The organism is Dyella soli (genome assembly GCF_054482295.1).
This window is the reverse complement of sequence record NZ_JBTFFU010000002.1, coordinates 583391-600964: the sequence shown is the minus strand read 5'-3', so window position 1 is coordinate 600964 and position 17574 is coordinate 583391. Positions and strand designations below refer to the sequence as shown.

The 17574-nt window shown below is 67.2% G+C and carries 15 protein-coding genes; 9 read left to right on the top strand and 6 right to left on the bottom strand.

The features are described from left to right. Positions 1 to 171 precede the first annotated feature (171 nt). Positions 172 to 2856, bottom strand: coding sequence for a M1 family metallopeptidase (locus ACXU4B_RS13130; RefSeq protein WP_131411816.1), 2685 nt, complete (start codon positions 2854 to 2856; stop codon positions 172 to 174). Between the two features lie 209 nt (positions 2857 to 3065). Here ACXU4B_RS13130 and ACXU4B_RS13125 point away from each other — a divergent pair, with 209 nt between their 5' ends. Next, a complete protein-coding gene (locus tag ACXU4B_RS13125; RefSeq protein ID WP_131411818.1) occupies positions 3066 to 3467 on the top strand; it encodes a winged helix-turn-helix domain-containing protein in 402 nt (133 codons plus the stop codon). Between the two features lie 70 nt (positions 3468 to 3537). On the opposite strand, the gene ACXU4B_RS13120 is transcribed toward ACXU4B_RS13125, so the two are convergent. Then, complete coding sequence (locus ACXU4B_RS13120; protein ID WP_131411820.1) at positions 3538 to 4077, bottom strand: carboxymuconolactone decarboxylase family protein; 540 nt, start codon at positions 4075 to 4077, stop codon at positions 3538 to 3540. Positions 4078 to 4214: 137 nt separating this feature from the next. Next, positions 4215 to 4754, bottom strand: a complete 540-nt coding sequence (locus ACXU4B_RS13115) for a peroxiredoxin (protein WP_131411822.1) — start codon at positions 4752 to 4754, stop codon at positions 4215 to 4217. Between the two features lie 159 nt (positions 4755 to 4913). Between ACXU4B_RS13115 and oxyR the strand changes: the two genes are divergently transcribed. After that, positions 4914 to 5864, top strand: coding sequence for a DNA-binding transcriptional regulator OxyR (gene oxyR / locus ACXU4B_RS13110; protein WP_131411824.1), 951 nt, complete (start codon positions 4914 to 4916; stop codon positions 5862 to 5864). A 6-nt stretch (positions 5865 to 5870) separates the two neighbouring features. Further along, the gene (locus ACXU4B_RS13105) at positions 5871 to 6470 is read left to right on the top strand and encodes a hypothetical protein (protein ID WP_131411826.1); all 600 of its coding nucleotides are present in this window, start codon (positions 5871 to 5873) and stop codon (positions 6468 to 6470) included. Between the two features lie 66 nt (positions 6471 to 6536). Here ACXU4B_RS13105 and ACXU4B_RS13100 read toward each other — a convergent pair whose 3' ends face one another. After that, complete coding sequence (locus ACXU4B_RS13100) at positions 6537 to 7067, bottom strand: adenine phosphoribosyltransferase (protein ID WP_240734143.1); 531 nt, start codon at positions 7065 to 7067, stop codon at positions 6537 to 6539. A gap of 69 nt (positions 7068 to 7136) precedes the next feature. Continuing rightward, positions 7137 to 7415 carry a putative signal transducing protein gene (locus ACXU4B_RS13095; protein ID WP_131411828.1) on the bottom strand — a complete coding sequence of 93 codons (279 nt, stop codon included), beginning with the start codon at positions 7413 to 7415 and terminating at the stop codon, positions 7137 to 7139. A gap of 1033 nt (positions 7416 to 8448) precedes the next feature. On the opposite strand from ACXU4B_RS13095, the gene ACXU4B_RS13090 reads away from it, so the two are divergent. The 4 genes from ACXU4B_RS13090 to ACXU4B_RS13075 all read left to right on the top strand — a co-directional run bounded on the left by ACXU4B_RS13090 (position 8449) and on the right by ACXU4B_RS13075 (position 13536). Then, the gene (locus ACXU4B_RS13090; protein ID WP_131411830.1) at positions 8449 to 10218 is read left to right on the top strand and encodes a glutamine--tRNA ligase/YqeY domain fusion protein; all 1770 of its coding nucleotides are present in this window, start codon (positions 8449 to 8451) and stop codon (positions 10216 to 10218) included. Positions 10219 to 10242: 24 nt separating this feature from the next. After that, a complete protein-coding gene (locus tag ACXU4B_RS13085) occupies positions 10243 to 10800 on the top strand; it encodes a nucleoside deaminase (RefSeq protein WP_131411832.1) in 558 nt (185 codons plus the stop codon). Continuing rightward, on the top strand, positions 10797 to 11534 hold the full coding sequence (locus ACXU4B_RS13080; protein ID WP_131411834.1) for a TVP38/TMEM64 family protein: 738 nt from the start codon (positions 10797 to 10799) through the stop codon (positions 11532 to 11534). The genes ACXU4B_RS13085 and ACXU4B_RS13080 overlap by 4 nt, the downstream gene beginning before the upstream one ends. Positions 11535 to 11685: 151 nt before the next feature. Then, positions 11686 to 13536 (top strand): ATP-binding response regulator, encoded by a 1851-nt coding sequence (locus ACXU4B_RS13075; protein WP_131411836.1) that lies wholly within the window; start codon positions 11686 to 11688, stop codon positions 13534 to 13536. Between the two features lie 45 nt (positions 13537 to 13581). On the opposite strand, the gene ACXU4B_RS13070 is transcribed toward ACXU4B_RS13075, so the two are convergent. Beyond that, positions 13582 to 15285 (bottom strand): type VI secretion protein IcmF/TssM N-terminal domain-containing protein, encoded by a 1704-nt coding sequence (locus tag ACXU4B_RS13070; protein ID WP_131411838.1) that lies wholly within the window; start codon positions 15283 to 15285, stop codon positions 13582 to 13584. A 315-nt stretch (positions 15286 to 15600) separates the two neighbouring features. Here ACXU4B_RS13070 and ACXU4B_RS13065 point away from each other — a divergent pair, with 315 nt between their 5' ends. Further along, positions 15601 to 16281, top strand: coding sequence for a LuxR C-terminal-related transcriptional regulator (locus ACXU4B_RS13065; RefSeq protein WP_131411840.1), 681 nt, complete (start codon positions 15601 to 15603; stop codon positions 16279 to 16281). Between the two features lie 164 nt (positions 16282 to 16445). Next, positions 16446 to 17456, top strand: a complete 1011-nt coding sequence (gene phnD / locus ACXU4B_RS13060) for a phosphate/phosphite/phosphonate ABC transporter substrate-binding protein (protein ID WP_240734144.1) — start codon at positions 16446 to 16448, stop codon at positions 17454 to 17456. Positions 17457 to 17574 lie beyond the last annotated feature (118 nt).

Sequence of the window (17574 nt, the reverse complement as noted above, 5' to 3'; positions counted from 1 at the left end):
GTCTTTCTCCCTGACTACCCTGGGTGGGCCGGCCCAGTGTAGGGGCCAGCGGAAGGGCGCGAAAAGCGCCCTCCCCCTGTCAAACGGCCAAGCCGCGCGGACGGGGTTGGCCAGCGGGCAAAAAAAAGCCGGGCGGTTCGCACCGCCCGGCTTTGCTGGTTGACGACAGGCTCAGCCGCCGATCGTGGACGCGCCCTGCCTTGCCTTCAGGGCGGAACACAGCAGGGTCGACTCGGTCGTCTGCGCCAGGCCGCGCTCGGCGCCGCTGACTTCCTTCGCGCGCGTGCTGAAGAAGGCCTGCAGGCGGTCGGCCTCGTCCGTCGAGCAACCGCCGCCGCCGATGAGGCCCGGCAGCTGCCCGCCGGCGAAGCTGCCGGTGCGGTCGACGATCTTGTCGTAGTTGCTGGTTGCCCACTGCCACGAGGCGTCACGCTGCATGCGCGTGTCGCGACCGCCGCGCAACAGCATGGCCATCTCGCCCACCTTGACCTGCTTGTCGAGCGCGAAGTTGCGCACCTGCGTGGCCAGTGCCGGATCTTCCACCGCGCTCAGGCCATCGAGCATGGCGTTGCGCAGTGCCGGGTCGCTGGTCCTGGGCACCTCGGCGACCAGCGCATCGATGGCCGGCTTGCCACGCTCCTGCACGGCCACGCCCAGCGCGGCGCCGAGCAGGTCGGCGTCCGCCGCGCCAAGGTCCAGGCGGCCATCGGCCTTGTGCCTGAGCGCGGCGTCGCCCTGCCGCAGCAGTTCGGCGCGCACTTCCGGCAGCTTCACCACCAGCGCGAGTTCGTTCGCCAGCGTGTCGCGCAGCAGGGAATCGGTGTCGCCCTCACCCGGCTTGCGGTGGTAGCCGAGCTGCTGCATGCGCGGCAGATAGGCATCCTTCGCCCACTGCGCCAGCGTGGCGCGCTGCGCGCCGGTCTCGGCCAGGTTGCGGTAGATCCAGTTGAAGCTCGACAGCGGCGCCGTGGCCACTTCGCGCGTCTTCGACGAGGCCAGCGGCTTCAGCGCGGCCAGCACGTCGGTGGCCGCCAGGTCGCCATGCTTGAAGCTGGCATACACCGCGTCGGCATAAGCGAGCTGTTCGGCGTCGTCGAGCTTGCCGATCTGCTGGCCGAGCCTGGACAGATCGTCCTTCGCCATCGCAAAGCGGTAGTAGCCCGTGCCATTGGCATTGGGCAGCACCCAGGCCGGGCTGCTCGCGCCCTTGAGCACCATGGTGCCCTGGGCCTTGTCGAGCAGTTCGCAGCTCACCTTGCTGCCGTCGGCCGTGCCATAGCGCACGCACACCGGCACGCCCCACACATGGTTGGTGTCGCCCTTGCTGCCCAGCGGCAGGTAGCGGCTCTGGCTCAGGTGCAGCACGGTCTTGCCGCCTTCCTCGCTCAGCTGCGTCTGCACGTAGGGCACGCCCGGCTGGTTGAGAAAGCTCTTGAAGGCCTGCTGGAAGTCCTGCCCCTTGTCGGCCGCCTTGGCGACGGACGCGACCAGGTCATCGGCCGTGGCGTTGGCGAACTGGTGGCCCTTGATGTAGGCGCGCATGCCCTTCTGGAACGTCGGCTCGCCCACGTAGCCTTCGAACATGCCCAGCACCGCGGCACCCTTCTGGTAGGTGATGCCGTCGAACGCGGTCTCGATGTCGCCGTTGCCGGTGATCGGCTGGCGGATCTTGCGCGTGGTGACCAGGCTGTCGCCGTTCATGGCGCCCTGCGCACCGCGCACGCGGTCGAGGTCGGCGCGGTATTCGGGGTGCACCTTCTGCGTGACCTTCTGCTGCATCCAGGTGGCGAACGCCTCGTTGAGCCACAGGTCGTCCCACCAGCCCATGGTCACAGTGTCGCCGGTCCACTGGTGTGCCAGTTCATGCGCGGTGACGTTGAACGAACCGCGCACATAGTTGGCCGGGGAATCCGGATCGATCAGCAGCAGCCAGTCGCGGAAGGTGACCAGGCCGGGGTTTTCCATGGCGCCGGCGGAAAAGTCCGGCGCGGCCAGCAGGTCGAGCTTGTCGAACGGATAGCCGAAGCCGTAGTAGTCCTCCAGCGACTTGATGATGCTCGGCGTTTCGCCCAGCACGTGCTGCATGCGATGGCCTTCGCCCCTGGCGGCGATGCCGCGCAGCTCGGTGGCCTGCGTGCGGTACGACGAGGCCGGAATCTCCGGGCCCTTCACCACGTCCCACGGACCGACTCCGAACGCCACCAGGTAGGTCGGCAGCGGCGGGGTCTGCGAGAAGCTGAGCGTCTTCCAGCCCTGGCCCGCGGCCTCTTCCTTCACCTGTTTGGTGTTGGCGATGCCCACTTCGTCATTGGGAATGGTCAGGCGGATGGTGAACGGCGTCTTGAACGACGGCTCGTCGAAACCGGGGAATGCATAGCGCGCGCTGATCGGCTCCATCTGCGTCATTGCATAGGGCTGGCCTTCATGGCTCACCTTGTACAGGCCCTGCAGCTGCTGGTTGAGCGGCGCGGTGTAGTTGAAGGTGATGCTCAGTTCCTGCGGCTTCAGCGTGCTGCCGAAATCGACGCGCACCACGCCTTCCTTCGGCGCGGCGTCCACATACTTGCCCTCGTGCAGCTTGCCCGCGGCGTCGGTGATGGTGACCTTGCTCACCTTCAGCTCGCGGCCATGCAGCCATACGTGGTCGCTCGCCTGCCCGAGCTTCAGCTTGATGGTGGTGGTGCCCGAGAAGTCCTGCTGGCGCGGATCGACCTTGAAGTCGAGCTGATAGGACTGCGGCATGGCCCAGCGCGGCAGCTTGCCGTGCGGCTGGTCGTCTGCAGCCGGGGCGGCCAGGGCTGCGCCGCAGCAGGCGGCAAGGGCGGTGAGTACGAGTGGACGAACAAAACGACGCATGCGATGGGCTTCCCGTGGGCACACAAACCTCCACGCTAGGTGCCGCCATGACGAGTGGCACAGTGCCAGAAGGCATGGCCGCGCCGTCGGGGGCCACGCTCCCGATCGCCCGTGACTCGAACATCAGACGCAACTGACAAAACCTTGCGAATGATTCGGGCTCAACGCATAGTCAATAGACGGCGTCTGTCTGATAAGGAGATGCGGTCATGAATGCCAAGGAGCGAGGCGCGGCGTCGCGCAGTCTGCGCAAGGGCCCAGGCGTGGCCGTGCTCGAAGCGGACCTCGCACAGCGCCAGGCCAGTGGCGGCGATCGATGGCACCTGGATGCCCATGCCCGCCGCCTGGTTTCACCGAAGCGTGTCGTGATTTCGCTCAGCATGCCCGAGCGTCGCGTGCTCGACACGCTGATGGCAGCCGCGGGTGCGCCGGTGGGCCGCGAGGCCCTGATCGCGGTCCTTGCCGACGACGTGTACGACTTCGATCCGCACCGCCTCGACATGCTGATCCATCGCCTTCGACGCAAGATCGGCGAACACACGAGCGAGCCGCCGCCGCTGCTCACCGCCCGCGGCAAGGGCTTTCTGTTCGACGTCGAAAGGCAGTACTGAGGCCTGCGTGTGCCCAACTGCGCACGCAAGCCCCCGTGGCGACACCGGGGCTTGTCGTTTCAGCTGCGCATCAACCCGCCGCGTCGGCCTGCTCGAGGACCACGGCAACCGCATGGATCACCGCCGCAATGCGCGCGGCGCTCTGGATCGGCTGCGCCGACAGGCCATGCTTGCGCAGGGTCTTCTCGTGCGACTCCAGGCACATGCCGCAACCGTTCACGGCGGACACGGCCAGCGAGGCGAGTTCGAAATCGACCTTGTCGCCGCCGGGGCTGTTCATCGCATTCATGCGCAGGCCCGCGCGCAGCGTGCCGTACTCCGCGTCGCCCACCAGGTGGATGAAGCGGTAGTAGATATTGTTCATGCCCATGATGGCGGCAGCCACCCGCGCGCCGTTCAATGCTTCGGCGTCGGCATGCCTGGCGGCCTCTTCGGCCACCGCGGCGGTCAGCGGCTTGTAACGGGATGCCACCGCCGAAGCGAGCGCGATCACCGCGATCTGCTTCTGGGTCAGGCCAGGCGCGCCACCCTCGGTCAACACGGACTCAAGGTTGAGACGCAGGTCCTTGGCGTAATCGGGGATCTGGCTTTTCAGATCGGCAAGGCTCATGGGGCACCTCTGGAAGAGCGGGGGAAAATCCGGGCAAAAAAAACCGGCGGCGAAGCGGGCTTCGCCGCCGGCAGGAGTGCCGCGCGCCCACCCGTGAGGGGGAAAGGTGAAGCGCGCGGTATGCGACAGGCGAAGCCTCAGGCGACGTGCAGGGTCTCTTCACCCTGGTGCCAGTTGCACGGGCACAGCTCGTCAGTCTGCAGGGCATCGAGCACGCGCAGGACTTCCTGCGGGTTGCGGCCGACCGAGCCGTCGGTGACGTAGACGAAGCGGATGATGCCTTCCGGATCGACCAGGAAGGTCGCACGCTGCGCCACGCCGTCTTCGGTCACGATGCCGAGCGCGTTGCTCAGGTCCTTCTTGATGTCGGCCAGCATCGGGAACTGCAGGTCACGCAGGTCCTTGTGGTCCTTGCGCCAGGCAAAATGCACGAACTCCGAGTCGGTGCTGGCGGCCAGCACCTGGCAGTCGCGATCGGCAAACTGCGAGTTCATGTCGCTGAAGCCCTTGATCTCGGTCGGGCAAACGAAGGTGAAGTCCTTCGGATAGAAGAACACGCAGAGCCACTTGCCCTTGTACGTGTCATTGGCGATCGGGAAGAACGCCTTCTCCAGGCTCTCGATCGAAACCACGGAGGTGAGGTTGAACTGCGGGAACTTGTCGCCGATGGTCAGCATGTGGACTCTCCTGTCTGCAGGGGGGTGTTACGGAACCGGGAAGCGCCTTGTCGGCGCCGTCAGATGAGCAAGGTTACGCACCGGGCGTACATTGTTCAAATTGATTGTTACCATCACAATCATAGCCATGACCTATCAAGATCATGTGGACGCCTGCCCATGAACCTGCGTGACCTGCACTATCTCGTGGCCCTGGCCGAGCATCGTCACTTCGGGCGTGCGGCCGAGGCGAGCTTTGTCAGCCAGCCGACGTTGTCGACCCAGATCAAGAAGCTCGAGGACGAGCTTGGCGTGCCGCTGGTGGAACGCACGCCGCGCAAGGTGCTGCTCACCGAAACCGGCCGCGAGATCGCCCGCCGCGCCCGTGGCGTGCTGGCCGAAATCGACGAGATCAAGGCCATTGCCCAGCGCACCCGCGACCCGGAATCGGGCACGCTGCGGCTGGGCATCTTCCCCACGCTCGGGCCTTACCTGCTGCCCCACCTGGTGCCGCTGGTGCGCACGCATTTCCCGCGGCTGGAACTGCTGCTGGTGGAGGAAAAGACCGAGCACGTGGTGAAGATGCTGCGCGAGGGTGCGCTCGACGTGGGCGTGCTCGCCCTGCCCTTGCATGAGGACAGCCTGCATGCGGAATTCCTGTTCGAGGAACCCTTCGTGCTCGCGGTACCGGCGTCGCATCCGCTGGCGCACAAGCAGAGCCTGCTCAAGCTGGCTGACCTGGAAGACGAGAGCCTGCTGCTGCTCGAAGACGGGCACTGCATGCGCGACCAGGCACTGGAGGTTTGCGCGCTGGCCGGCGCCGGCGAGCGGTCCGGTTTTCGCGCGACCAGCCTGGAAACCCTGCGCCAGATGGTGGCGGCCAATGTCGGCATCACCCTGTTGCCGACGCTCGCCATCAAGCCGCCCGTCTCGCGCACCGACAACGTGCACTTGCTTGAATTTGGCGGGCGAGCGCCGAGCCGCCGCATCGCGCTGGTGTGGCGCAAGAGTTCCTCGCTGGGCACCTTCCTCAAGCGTTTTGCCGAGGTGATCCGCAGCATGCCTGCCGAACTGCTGCAGCCGGACCTGGGCGGTGCCAGGGCCAGGCCGGCCGCAAAGCGGGGGCGCTAGACCGCGATGCCACGTCCCATCCTGATCGGCCTGATGCTGATCGTCGCGCTGGGCGCCGCCCACTGGTGGCGGCACCGCCCGATGCTGCCCGGGCCCGGCGTGCTGGCGCCGGATGCGCCCACGCAGATCGACCTCGACGACAGTACCGCCCTGCAACGCGGCGATACCACGCTGGTCACGCGCGCCCGCTTCGAGCTCACGGCGCGCGTGCTGTCACGCGAGGACTACCGCTCCGATGCCGGCGCCTCGCTCGCCCCGGTCGACCTCGCGCTCGGCTGGGGCCGCATGTCGGACCGCCACGTACTGGAAGGCATCAAGATCAGCCAGGAAAACCGCTTCTATCACTGGCACGTGGACGCGTTCCCGATTCCACGCCGCGAGATCGAAACCTCCAGCGCCAACATGCACATGATTCCCGCGGACGACACCGTGCGCGAGGAACTGGAGCGCGTGCGGCCGGGGGAGGTCGTGCACCTGGAAGGATTCCTGGTGGACGCCAATCGCGCCAACGGCTGGCGCTGGCATACGTCGATGACGCGCAATGACACCGGCAACGGCGCCTGCGAGCTGGTCTACGTCGAAAGCATCGTGCCGGCGCCGCCCTGAGCGGTTGCCGCATCCGCCAGGCGCCGCGCCTTGCGAATCTATCGACAGGCCAGGCGTCCTCGCGACTCAGTAACGCAGCAGCGCATGCAGGGGCGTCGTGCCCTGCCAGCGGCTGCGGCCCTGCAGCGCCGCCAGCTCGATCACTACGCTGGCTCCTACCAGTGGCGCACCAAGTTTCTCGACCAGGGCGCGCGCCGCCGCCAGCGTGCCGCCGGTGGCCAGCACATCGTCGACGATCAGGACCCGTTCGCCCGGACGCAATGCATCGTCACGCGCTTCCAGTCGATCGACGCCGTACTCGAGCTGGTAGTCGATCGCGACCACCGGTGGCGGCAGCTTGTTCGGCTTGCGCAGGGGCACGAAGCCGGCGTGCAGCTTCTGCGCCAGCGCGGCGCCAAAAATGAAACCGCGCGATTCGATGCCGCACACCGCCTGCACCCCACTACCCTGCCACGGTTCGGCCAGCGCATCGATGCAGCGCGCAAAGCCGCCGGCATCAGCCAGCAGCGGCGTGATGTCACGGAACACCACGCCCGGCTTGGGAAAGTCCGGCACGGCGCGGATCAGCGCCTGCATCTGCTTCAAGGTATCTTCCATGGTCAGCTCCGTACCCCAGGGCTGGGCAATCCCAGAGGATAACGCCCGCCGCGCAGGCGCCGCGGCCGGTCAGCAAAGCACGGGGAATGGCGCGTCCGGATCTTCGTCGGCCTCACCCAGGGCCAGCCGGGCCTCGGCGAGCGAGCGCTCGATCTCGCGCACCACTTGCTCGGCGGCCGCGAGGCTGCCCTCGGGCACCAGCACCGCCACGTAATCAAGCGCCGGCAACTGGCCTACGGCGCCGGTGAGGTATTCGCCCGAGACGAAGGCAGGAATCTCGGCACGCTCCAGCGCATCTTTCACCAGATGGGCGTCGATGAGGCTTTCGGCTCGATAGGCGATGCGCATGGAGGCACGCTAGCGCTGTGGGGGTGGATGGGCAAGTTTTTGCGTGTGATGTGTTCGCAGGGTGAAGGTTGGGATTTCTTCCCCAGGCTGGCACTGCGTCCGTGCCGTTTTGCCTTGGAGTCAGCCCGTGCAGCAAGTTGGCTCGCCTGCGACCGAGGGGAGTCCCTGTGGGACGGCGGGCTTCCGACCTCCTGCCGGAGGCCGGGTCACTTTTCTTTGCTTGCTCAAAGAAAAGTAACCAAAAGAAAGAGCACCCCGCTTGGCGCTTGCCGGGCCGATGGCCCGGCAAGTCCGTGAGGGCCGGCCGGGCTTTTCGACAGGGCATCCTGCCCTGGCGAAAAGTGCCTGGCATCCCTGCCAGGCACCCCTGCGGGGCCTGATCGTCCGTCCCTCACCGCCGCACAGGGGCCTTGTGGATCAAGAGCCGAAGGCTCGTGGCTCGTGGCTCCTGGCTCTTTGCATTTGACCTCCATTCCCCTGTGGCGCGGCGGGCGGGTGGAGGGAAAAGCCCGGAGGGTGGCCGGCAGGGATGCCGGCCAGTTTGTCGTCAGGGCAGGAAGCCCTGTCGACAAACCGCCGTAACCCGTCCGCGCACCTGGAGGGCGCAGCCCGGAAGGCGCGACATCGGGGTGGCCTTTCTCTTGGTTACTTCTCTTTGGCCACGCAAAGAGAAGTAACCCGGGCCGCGGCAGCGGCTCGGAACCCCGCCGGAGGCGAGCACGCTCGCGGCAGCGCGACAAACAGACACCAAACAACCCCAACGTTACCGCGAGCACCCGCCCTTCACCCCAACCCTCTCCCCGGAGGGGGAGAGGGTGCCAAAGGCCGCCACGTCACCATCCAAGCCACAGTCACGGGATGGCCAGCCTCGCCGGGATAGGGGGCCACCAGCAACAGGCCCGCACCCACCCGACATCGCTGAATGAGCGGCGCCAAGCCCCGGTTTACCCACCCTGAAACCCGTCAAAACACCCCCACCTAGGACAAGGTAAACTTCCTCGTTTCCGTCACCGCGTACGAGCTTCGAGTCCCGATGTCCACCGAAAACGCCGCCGTTGAACCCATCGCCTCGCCCGCCACCCCGCAGGCCGAGGGCCAACGCGACTTCATCCGCCAGATCATCCGCGAGGACCTGGCCTCGGGTAAGCACCATGCGATCCGCACGCGTTTCCCGCCCGAGCCCAACGGCTACCTGCACATCGGCCACGCCAAGGCGATCTGCCTGAACTTCGGCATCGCCCGCGAGTTCACCGGCTGGTGCAACCTGCGCCTGGACGACACCAACCCCGGCAAGGAAGACCCCGAGTTCGTCGAGGGCATCAAGGACGACGTGCGCTGGCTCGGTTACGAATGGCATGACCTGCGCCACGCCTCGGACTACTTCGAGGTGTTCTACGACGCCGCGATCAAGCTGATCACGGACGGCGTGGCCTACGTGGACGACCTCAACCCGGACGAGATGCGCGCCTATCGCGGCACACTGACCGAACCGGGCCGCAACTCGCCGTTCCGCGAGCGCAGCGTGGAGGAGAACCTCGACCTGTTCCGCCGCATGCGTGCCGGTGAATTTGCCGACGGCGCCAAGACGCTGCGCGCCAAGATCGACATGGCGTCGGGCAACATGAACATGCGCGATCCGGCGATCTACCGCATCCGCAAGATCGCGCACCAGAACACCGGCGACGCGTGGCCGATCTACCCGATGTACGACTACGCGCATTGCCTGTCCGATGCGCTGGAAGGCATCACGCACTCGCTGTGCACGCTGGAGTTCGAAGATCATCGCCCGCTGTACGACTGGTTCGTCGACAAGGTGGACCTGGTCAACCATCCGGAGCTGTGGCAGCACCTGCGCGAAGGCGGCTTCCACACCGAGCCGGCCAAGCCGCGACAGATCGAGTTCTCGCGCCTGAACCTGTCCTACTCCATCACCAGCAAGCGCAAGCTCGCCCAGCTGGTGAACGAGAACCTGGTCGACGGCTGGGACGACCCGCGCATGAACACGCTGCGCGGCCTGCGTCGCCGCGGCTTCACGCCGGCCGGCCTGCGCCTGCTGATCGAACGCCTGGGCGTGAGCAAGCAGAACAGCATCATCGATTACTCGATCCTCGAGAACTGCATCCGCGAGGACCTCGACGCCACCGCGGCGCGCCGCATGGCCGTGCTCGATCCGCTCAGGCTGGTGATCACCAACCTGCCGGAAGGCCACGAAGAACAGCTCACGTTCGCCAATCATCCCAAGGACGAGAGCTTCGGCACGCGCAACGTGCCGTTCTCGCGCGAGCTGTGGATCGAGCGCGAGGACTTCGCCGAGGTGCCGCCGAAGGGTTTCCATCGCCTCAAGCCCGAAGGTGAAGTGCGCCTGCGCGGCGTGGGCATCGTCAAGTGCGACGAACTGGTGAAGGACGCCGACGGCAACGTCGTCGAACTGCGCTGTTCGCTCGACCTCGAATCGCGCCAGGGCATGCCCGGTGCGGACCGCAAGGTGAAGGGCACCATCCACTGGGTGAGCGCCAGGCACGGCGTGGCGACCGAAGTGCGCGTGTACGACCGCCTGTTCAACGTGCCGGCACCGGACGACGAAAGCGACGGCAAGACATGGATCGAACATATCAACCCGGAAGCCAAGCGCGTGGTCCGCGCCTGGCTGGAACCGGCCGCGGCGAACGCCGCGCCGGAGCAGCGCTACCAGTTCGAACGCCTGGGCTACTTCGTGGCCGATCGCCTCGACCACCAGCCCGGCGCGCCGGTGTTCAACCGCACGGTCACGCTGCGTGACGCATGGACCAGGCAGGCCGGCTGACACCGGCATCACAGGGAGAGTCACATGCTTCGCCTGCAGATTCACCTGACGCTGCCGCCGTGGATCGGCGAAGTCGCCGATTCCAGCAAGCGCTACGTCACCGACGAGGAACGCGTGGGCCTGGCCATCGAGTTGTCGCGCCACAACATCGAACACGGCCATGGCGGCCCGTTCGGTGCTGCGGTGTTCAACGCCGAGGGACGCCTGGTCTCGGTGGGCGTCAATCGCGTAGTGCCGCAGACCTGTTCGGTCGCGCACGCGGAGATGATGGCCTACATGAGCGCCCAGCAACGCCTGGCCAGCTTCCGCATCAACGAAGATGGCGGCCACTACACGCTCGCCACCAGTGCCCAGCCCTGCTGCCAGTGTTACGGCGCCACGGTGTGGGCGGGTGTCGATGCATTGCTGATCGGCGCGCGCGCCGAGGACGTGGAGGAGCTCACCGAGTTCGACGAGGGTCCGCTGCCTGCCGACTGGGTGGGTGAGCTCGAACGCCGCGGCATCGCCGTGCGCCGCGACATCCTGCGTGAGCAGGCGCGTGGCGTGCTGGCTGCCTACGGCCAGAGCGGGCAACACTATTGAGCCGCCTGCGCGCCGCCCTGCCGCTGCTGCTGCTGGTCATCGCCGGCATCGTGCTGTTCAGCTCCGGCATCCTCGACCGCCTGCATCCCGAGGAGCTGGTGCGGCACCAGGCCCAGCTGCGCGCGCAGATTGCCGATGAGCCCTGGCTCAGCCGCATCGCCTTCATCGGCCTGCTGACCCTGGCCGTGTCCACCGGCATCCCCGGCACCGTCGTCATCATCATGGCCGGCGGCTTCGCCTTCGGCACCCTGGAGGGAAGCATCTATTCCTCCATCGGGCTCACCCTGGGCACGCTGATCCTGTTCCTGGCCAGCCGCTATGCCTTCGGCGCCGGCAGCAGGCACCCGCCGGCCCTGGTGGACAAGCTGCACCACGGTTTCGAGCGCCACCCCGTGGCCTACACCATGTTCCTGCGTTTCGTACCGGTGGCGCCCTTCGGCCTGATCACGGTGGCGCTGGCCTGGCTGCGCTGTCCGCTGTGGCTGTTCCTCGGCGCCAGCTGGCTGGGCGGCACGGTCTCCCTGATCTTCGAGACGTCGATCGGGACCGGGCTTGGCGAAGCGCTGGCCCACAGCCAGGGCCACTTTGGCATCGGCCTGCTGATGCAGCGCTCGGTCTGGATGCCGCTGAGCGCGATCGGCGTGCTCGCCCTGCTGCCGCTGATCGTCGAGCGCCTCAGCCGCTTCCGCCGCCGCGAGGTGCGCCCCACCGAGGCCAATCGCCCGGAAATGTAGGGGATACCCCTCTGCCAATGGCCTAGCTGTCTGGCCCGCCAAATCGCGCTAGGCTGACGCAGCTTGGCGCTGAGAGCGCCGGATGGGGTCACGGCCAATGGGTTCAGGGGCGAACTCCCGCACGGTGCGGTGGTGGCGGCGCACGTCGCTCATGCAGCGACTGGCCCTGGTCGCGCTCGTTCCCACCCTGGTGACGGCCACGCTGCTGGTGGTGATGCTCACCCGCCACCAGTTGATCACCTTGCGCGGCATGGCGCAGAACACCGCCGATGCCATCGCGACGCAGGCAGCCTCGGTATCGATGGCTCCCCTGCGCGACATGCAGCGCCGCGAACTGGTGCGCATCGCCGAGTCGATCGGCGAACTACCCCATGTGGCACGCGTGCAGATTCGCGCCGCCGATGGCGAGATCCTGGCCGACAGCCTCGGGCGCAGCGGAACCAACACGACCGACAGCCTCACCGTCGTGCGCGACGTCATCGGCACCGACCAACCCGGCCAGCCCGTGCTCGGTTCGGTGATGGTGGACGTCAGCCTCAGCGATGCCATTGCGGCCCAACAGGCAAGCCTGCGGCACGCCCTGATCGCCCTGGCCGTCAGCCTGTTCGCCGCCGCCGTCATTGGCTGGCAGGCCGCGCGCTGGATCAGCGCCCCGTTGCGCCGTCTCGTCGCCGCCGTGCACCAGCTTGGCCGTGGCGACCGGCATGTCGAGGTCGAGGTCACCGACCAGACGGAAATCGGCGAACTGCAGCGTGGCTTCAACAGCGCGGCACTGGCGTTGTTCGACGTGCAACGCAGCATGGAAAAGGAGATCGAGCACGCCACCGTGGAACTGGCGCGCAAGAACGCGGCACTGGAGGCCGCCAGCGTGGCCAAGGCGCGCTTCCTGGCCGCCGCCTCGCACGACCTGCGCCAGCCGCTGTACGCCCTGACCCTGTTCTCCTCGTCGCTCGCCGTGGACGAACGCGACCCGGTGCGCCTCGATCGCATCGCCCACATCCAGGAATGCGTCGAGGCGCTCGACCACCTCTTCAGCGAACTGCTCGACCTGTCCCGGCTGGAGACCGGCGCGATGCAGATCGAGATCACCGAATTCCCGCTCGACCAGGTGTTCGAGGAAGTAAGCCGCAACTTCCGCATGATCGCCGAGCAGCACGGGCTGCGCCTGATCATGCGCGCCACCAACCTGTGGGTGCGCAGCGACCGCACGATGCTGGCGCGCATCCTCAACAACCTGGTCAGCAATGCACTGCGCTACACGCATGAGGGCGGCGTGCTGGTGGTGGCGCGCCGCCGACTCGACGACACCGTGCGCGTGGATGTGTGGGACACCGGCACCGGCATCGCGCCGGAACACCAGGCACGCGTGTTCGACGAGTTCTACCGGGTCGAATGCCATAGCACCAGCGAGCACGATTCCGGGCCGCGGCGGGGACTGGGACTTGGCCTGGCCACGGTGCAGCGACTGGCTGAGCTGCTCGATACGCAGGTGCTGCTGAAATCGCACCTCGGCCGCGGCAGCGTGTTCAGCTTCCACCTGCCGGAAGTGCCGCCGCAGCAGGTGTTCCACGCGTCCACCGATGAAGCGCCGCTGGACGTGTCGGGCATGCGGGTACTGGTGATCGACGACGAGCCGGCGATCCTGTCCGGCATCCGCTATCTATTGCGCAGCTGGGGCTGCGAGGTCGCCGTGGCGGAAGATCGCACGCAGGCGCTGCTGGCCGCGGAAGACTGGCCGCTGCCACCCGACATCGTGATCTCCGACCTGCGCTTGCGCGATGGCGAAAGCGGACTGGACGTGCTGGCGGCGCTCGACCAGCACTATCAGCAGGAAGGGAACATGCCGTTCCCGCGCCTGCTGATTACCGGCGAGACACGCAGCGACCGGCTGCGCGAGATCATGGCCGCGCGCATTCCGGTGCTCTACAAGCCGGTATCGCCCGAGCAACTGCGCGAGGCGATGATGGCCGCGTGGAACGCCGCGCGCTCCACGGTGGCATGAAGCCGGCCGACGAGCGCCGCGGCGCAGCGGTCGTGGTCGCAGCCGTCATCCTGTCCGACGCGCCAGGATCCAGTCGCCCGGCAGGAAGCGGCTGAACAGATCGCCGACGAATTCGCCCCCCGGCGCACCCGCGGACGGCGTGCCGGTGAGATAGACGCCGCAGCAGCGCAGGCGCGTGGCCGTGCTTTCATCCCCCGCGGCCAGGGCATCGATGAACTCGCGCAGCCCATGCCGCAGATCGAGCAGCGCGCGCACGAATTCGTAGACCTCGCGCCGCCCGTGCAGGTCGCGCCGGGCGGACAACGCGGCCAGGCCGACGGCACGGATGCGCTCGGCCATCGACTCCAGATAGCCGTCCAGGCGTCCATGGCTGCCATCGGCCATCGGCACGCGCCAGCCGAGCACGCGTCGAAGCACGGCCGAGGGAAGCGCCGCCTTGAAGGCGGCATGCCCGGGCAACGACTCCAGTCCCGTCACCACGATGTATGCCGGCAGCTGCAGTTGCAGCCGGGTGGTGGCGTCCCGGGCAAGATCGCGCAATCTCGCGGCGGTGGCCGCAAGCGGCTCGCCGCGTTCGAGCAAAGTGTGCACCGAAATGCAGAGCACGATGCCATCGAGCGGCAGCTTGCGGCGCTCGCGCGCCACCAGGCCCAGGCCACGCGACCACGACGACGCATCGGCATCCATGTCTTCCTGGGGCTCGACCAGGCGCGGGTCCGCGTGGATCGCCACCAGCGACTTGAACACCCACCACGGCCACGGCCTGGATACGTTGTCGCCGGGCACCTTGCGCGCATGGGCGGCATGGGACGCCGCCTGCAGCAGGCCCTCGACGTTGGCCGCGCGATCGCCGAGAAACAACAGCCATGGCCGCCGCGACAACTGCCCCCACGAGCCGCGGCGACGGAACGGATGCAGCACGGCGCCGCGTGCCCGGCGCGCGGCGCTCACCAGCGATGCCCATGCGCTGGCCCAGCCGTAACCGCTCTCCGGGTTGCCGACGGCGCGCATCACCGCCCGCTGGTGCCAGTACTGGGCGCCGCCCCATCCCAGTGCACCGGCCAGCGCAACGGCCACGCCGGCCAGATACCAGGCCTGCGCGGACATGGCGCCGCTGAAGACCGGGGCCACGAAGGTCACCAGCACCAGGAACACCACCGTGGCGGCAACCAGCAAGGAAGGACGACTGCCCGCCCACGGCGCCGGCAACCGTCGGGCAGGCGAGTCGGGCACGACATAAGGTTGCGGCGTGATGGCATCCCGATGCAGCGACTGCAGCAGGCTCGCGGCACCGGCATACGGCCGGCAGTGCAGCGCCTTGATGCGCCCGAGCTCGCCGCTGTCGTTCTTCTCGTAGTAATACTGGCCCGTGAAGCCGAGCAGCAGCGCCATGCCGTAGACCTCGCGCACTTCCTCGGCGTCGCCCTCCAGCCGGGCCAGCTGGTCGAAGAATTCGCTGGCGGCGTTGCCGGTGTGGAACAGCGACACCTGCAGGGGCGTGACCTTTTCCAGGCGCGCGGCCTGGCGCATCACGATTTCGTCGAACCAGGCCACCACGGCGAAGCCGGCGATCTCCACGTCGGTCATGGCCTTGCCCTGGGCGAGCGCCATGCTCCGCGCCTGTTCGATCAGGACGCGCACGCGGGTCTGCAGGGGGGCAAGCTCGTCGCGGGCAACCGGCGTTGCCGGCTGATCGTCAATCGCCAGGCCAAGCGAGAACAAGGGCGCGAAACACTCAAGCAAACGCACGGTGTCTAGCGTCCTGCGGCAGCAGAGGCCACGAGCCTCACCTTCATCACATGCATGCTCCGGCGGCCTCGGCGTGAGGACGCCCTGTGTAGGCTGCGCCGTCAGGGCCACCGCTGGTCTTGCGCATCGTTGGCATGAGCGATTCCCCCATCGCAGCGTTTTGATTCTCGTGATCGCCCCATGGGCGGGCCATATCACCTTGAGACTAGGCCGTTCGTAAGCGTGGCCGAGGTTGCCGCGCGGGCTGCCTGGGGCTATGTTGCGTCAAGCGGGCGTGCGGCGATGGGAATGCGGCATGGCGCCATGGGGAACGAGATGCGCATACTGATCGCGGACGACCATCGGCTGATTGTCGAAGGGGTCAAGCTCAAGCTGGGCGAGCTTGGGCCGGACACCGAATTTGTCATCGCCATGGATCTGGCCGAATTGCGCGAAGCGATTCATGATCCCGAGGCGGTGTCGCTCGAACTCGCCCTGGTCGATCTGGCCATGCCCGGCGTGCAGGGCAGCGAGCACCTGGCCGAGGTGATCGAGATCCTGCCCCACGTGCCGGTCATCGTGCTGTCCGGATCGGAAGACCCGGCCCTGATGAAAGGCCTGCTGGCCATGGGCGTGGCGGGCTTCATACCCAAGGCCTATTCGCCGGAAGTGATGCTGTCGGCTGTCAGGCTGGTGCTCTCCGGTGGCGTCTATGTGCCACCCCTGCTGCTGCAGGAGCGCCCCGACCTGGCTGGCGCGACGGGCCAGGCAACGCCCGCCATGGTGCACCCTTCGCCGAGCGATTCGCTGGAAGAGCGCCTGCGCAAATTGCTCACCGAGCGCCAGATCGATGTCCTGCGCCTGCTCTCGCAGGGCAAGCCCAACAAGCTCATCGCACGCGACCTGGGCATCAGCGAAGGCACGGTAAAGATCCACCTTGCGGCAATTTTCCGCGCACTCAACGTGCGCAATCGCGTCGAAGCGGTGGTGGCCTCCCGGCGCATCAGCGGGATCTAACGGCTTTCACCCGGCACTGACATGAGCGGCGTATTCTGCCGCGGACAGGACGCCTGCATGGTCCTGCATGGCCGACCGGGCATCTCGGCCGGCCCGTGGGGGGGGATAACACGTTGCGGATGGCATGGGCCTCAAGCCGTTGGCTTTGTCCGACCGGGTCACGCGTGGCCCGGTGGCTGCTGGCCGGTCTCGTCGCCTGTGTCCTCGTCGCGCGCCCGGTCGCCGCCAGCCCGCCACCGGATCGGGGCACCCACATCCGCGCGCTGACCTTCGGCATCCTGCCGATGGGCGGCCCCACGGAATCGCTGGAAGCCTGGCGACCGATGCTGGACGACCTCAGCCGCGCGCTGCACCTGCCGATCCACAGCCTTTCCGTGAGCACTTACGAAGGGCTGGGCCAGGCCATGGCCGAGGAGCGCGTCGACTTCGCCTTCGTATCCGGTCGCCTGGCACTGGACGCGGTCACGCGCGATCGCATGCAGGTGATCGCCCAGCTCACCCGCACCAACGGTTCGCGTGGCTACTACTCCCTGCTGCTGGTGGGCAAGGACTCCCCGCTGCACAGCGTCGACGACATGTTTCGCCAGCCGGGCCGGCTGCGTTATGCGCGTGGCGAAGTCCTGTCGGTGTCCGGCTATCTGGTGCCCGAGACCCAGCTGTTCGCCAATCGCAAGCTCGACTCCGATACGTTCTTCGCCAGCGTCATGGTGGACAACCACCAGAACAATGCGCTGGCCGTGGCCAACAACGAAGTTGACGTGGCCACCAACAACACGGCCGATTTCGAGCGCTTTGCCAAGCGATTCCCCGACCAGTACGCGCGCTTGCGCGTGTTGTGGACTTCCGCACTGATTCCCCACGCCGTGGTGGTCATGCGGACCGACCTGCCGGCCGAGCTGCGCCAGCGCGTCACCGCGGCGCTGACGTCGTATGGCAAGGGCCGCAACGCCGCCGCCGAGCTGGCCAAGCTGCAGCTCATCCATGACATCAGCGGGTTCTCCCCCGCCGGCAACGAAACCCTGGTGCCGTTCGCGGACATCGAGTTCAACCTCGATCGCCGCCGCGTCTACAGCGCGCAGTGGGTCAGTGACAGCGCCATGCAGACACGCCTGCGGCGTATCGATGCCGAGCACGAAGCGCTGATACGCCAGTTGATGGCCCCTACCAGGCCTTGATGCCGCCTTCGCATGCCGGTCACGCCCACGTGACAGGCATGGGGAACACCATAACCCAGCGTTGATGCGGGCCCCTGCCACCTCCGGCGGGTCCGCCTGGATGCGTGATTTTCTTGCG

Coding starts and splice junctions, on each gene's coding strand:
- ACXU4B_RS13085 (WP_131411832.1), top strand. CDS start 10,243: ATGCTTCGCCTGCAGATTCACCTGACGCTGCCGCCGTGGATCGGCGAA.
- oxyR (WP_131411824.1), top strand. CDS start 4,914: ATGAACCTGCGTGACCTGCACTATCTCGTGGCCCTGGCCGAGCATCGT.
- ACXU4B_RS13100 (WP_240734143.1), bottom strand. CDS start 7,067: ATGGAAGATACCTTGAAGCAGATGCAGGCGCTGATCCGCGCCGTGCCG.
- ACXU4B_RS13090 (WP_131411830.1), top strand. CDS start 8,449: ATGTCCACCGAAAACGCCGCCGTTGAACCCATCGCCTCGCCCGCCACC.
- ACXU4B_RS13115 (WP_131411822.1), bottom strand. CDS start 4,754: ATGCTGACCATCGGCGACAAGTTCCCGCAGTTCAACCTCACCTCCGTG.
- ACXU4B_RS13075 (WP_131411836.1), top strand. CDS start 11,686: ATGCAGCGACTGGCCCTGGTCGCGCTCGTTCCCACCCTGGTGACGGCC.
- ACXU4B_RS13130 (WP_131411816.1), bottom strand. CDS start 2,856: ATGCGTCGTTTTGTTCGTCCACTCGTACTCACCGCCCTTGCCGCCTGC.
- ACXU4B_RS13105 (WP_131411826.1), top strand. CDS start 5,871: ATGCCACGTCCCATCCTGATCGGCCTGATGCTGATCGTCGCGCTGGGC.
- ACXU4B_RS13065 (WP_131411840.1), top strand. CDS start 15,601: ATGCGCATACTGATCGCGGACGACCATCGGCTGATTGTCGAAGGGGTC.
- ACXU4B_RS13120 (WP_131411820.1), bottom strand. CDS start 4,077: ATGAGCCTTGCCGATCTGAAAAGCCAGATCCCCGATTACGCCAAGGAC.
- ACXU4B_RS13095 (WP_131411828.1), bottom strand. CDS start 7,415: ATGCGCATCGCCTATCGAGCCGAAAGCCTCATCGACGCCCATCTGGTG.
- ACXU4B_RS13125 (WP_131411818.1), top strand. CDS start 3,066: ATGAATGCCAAGGAGCGAGGCGCGGCGTCGCGCAGTCTGCGCAAGGGC.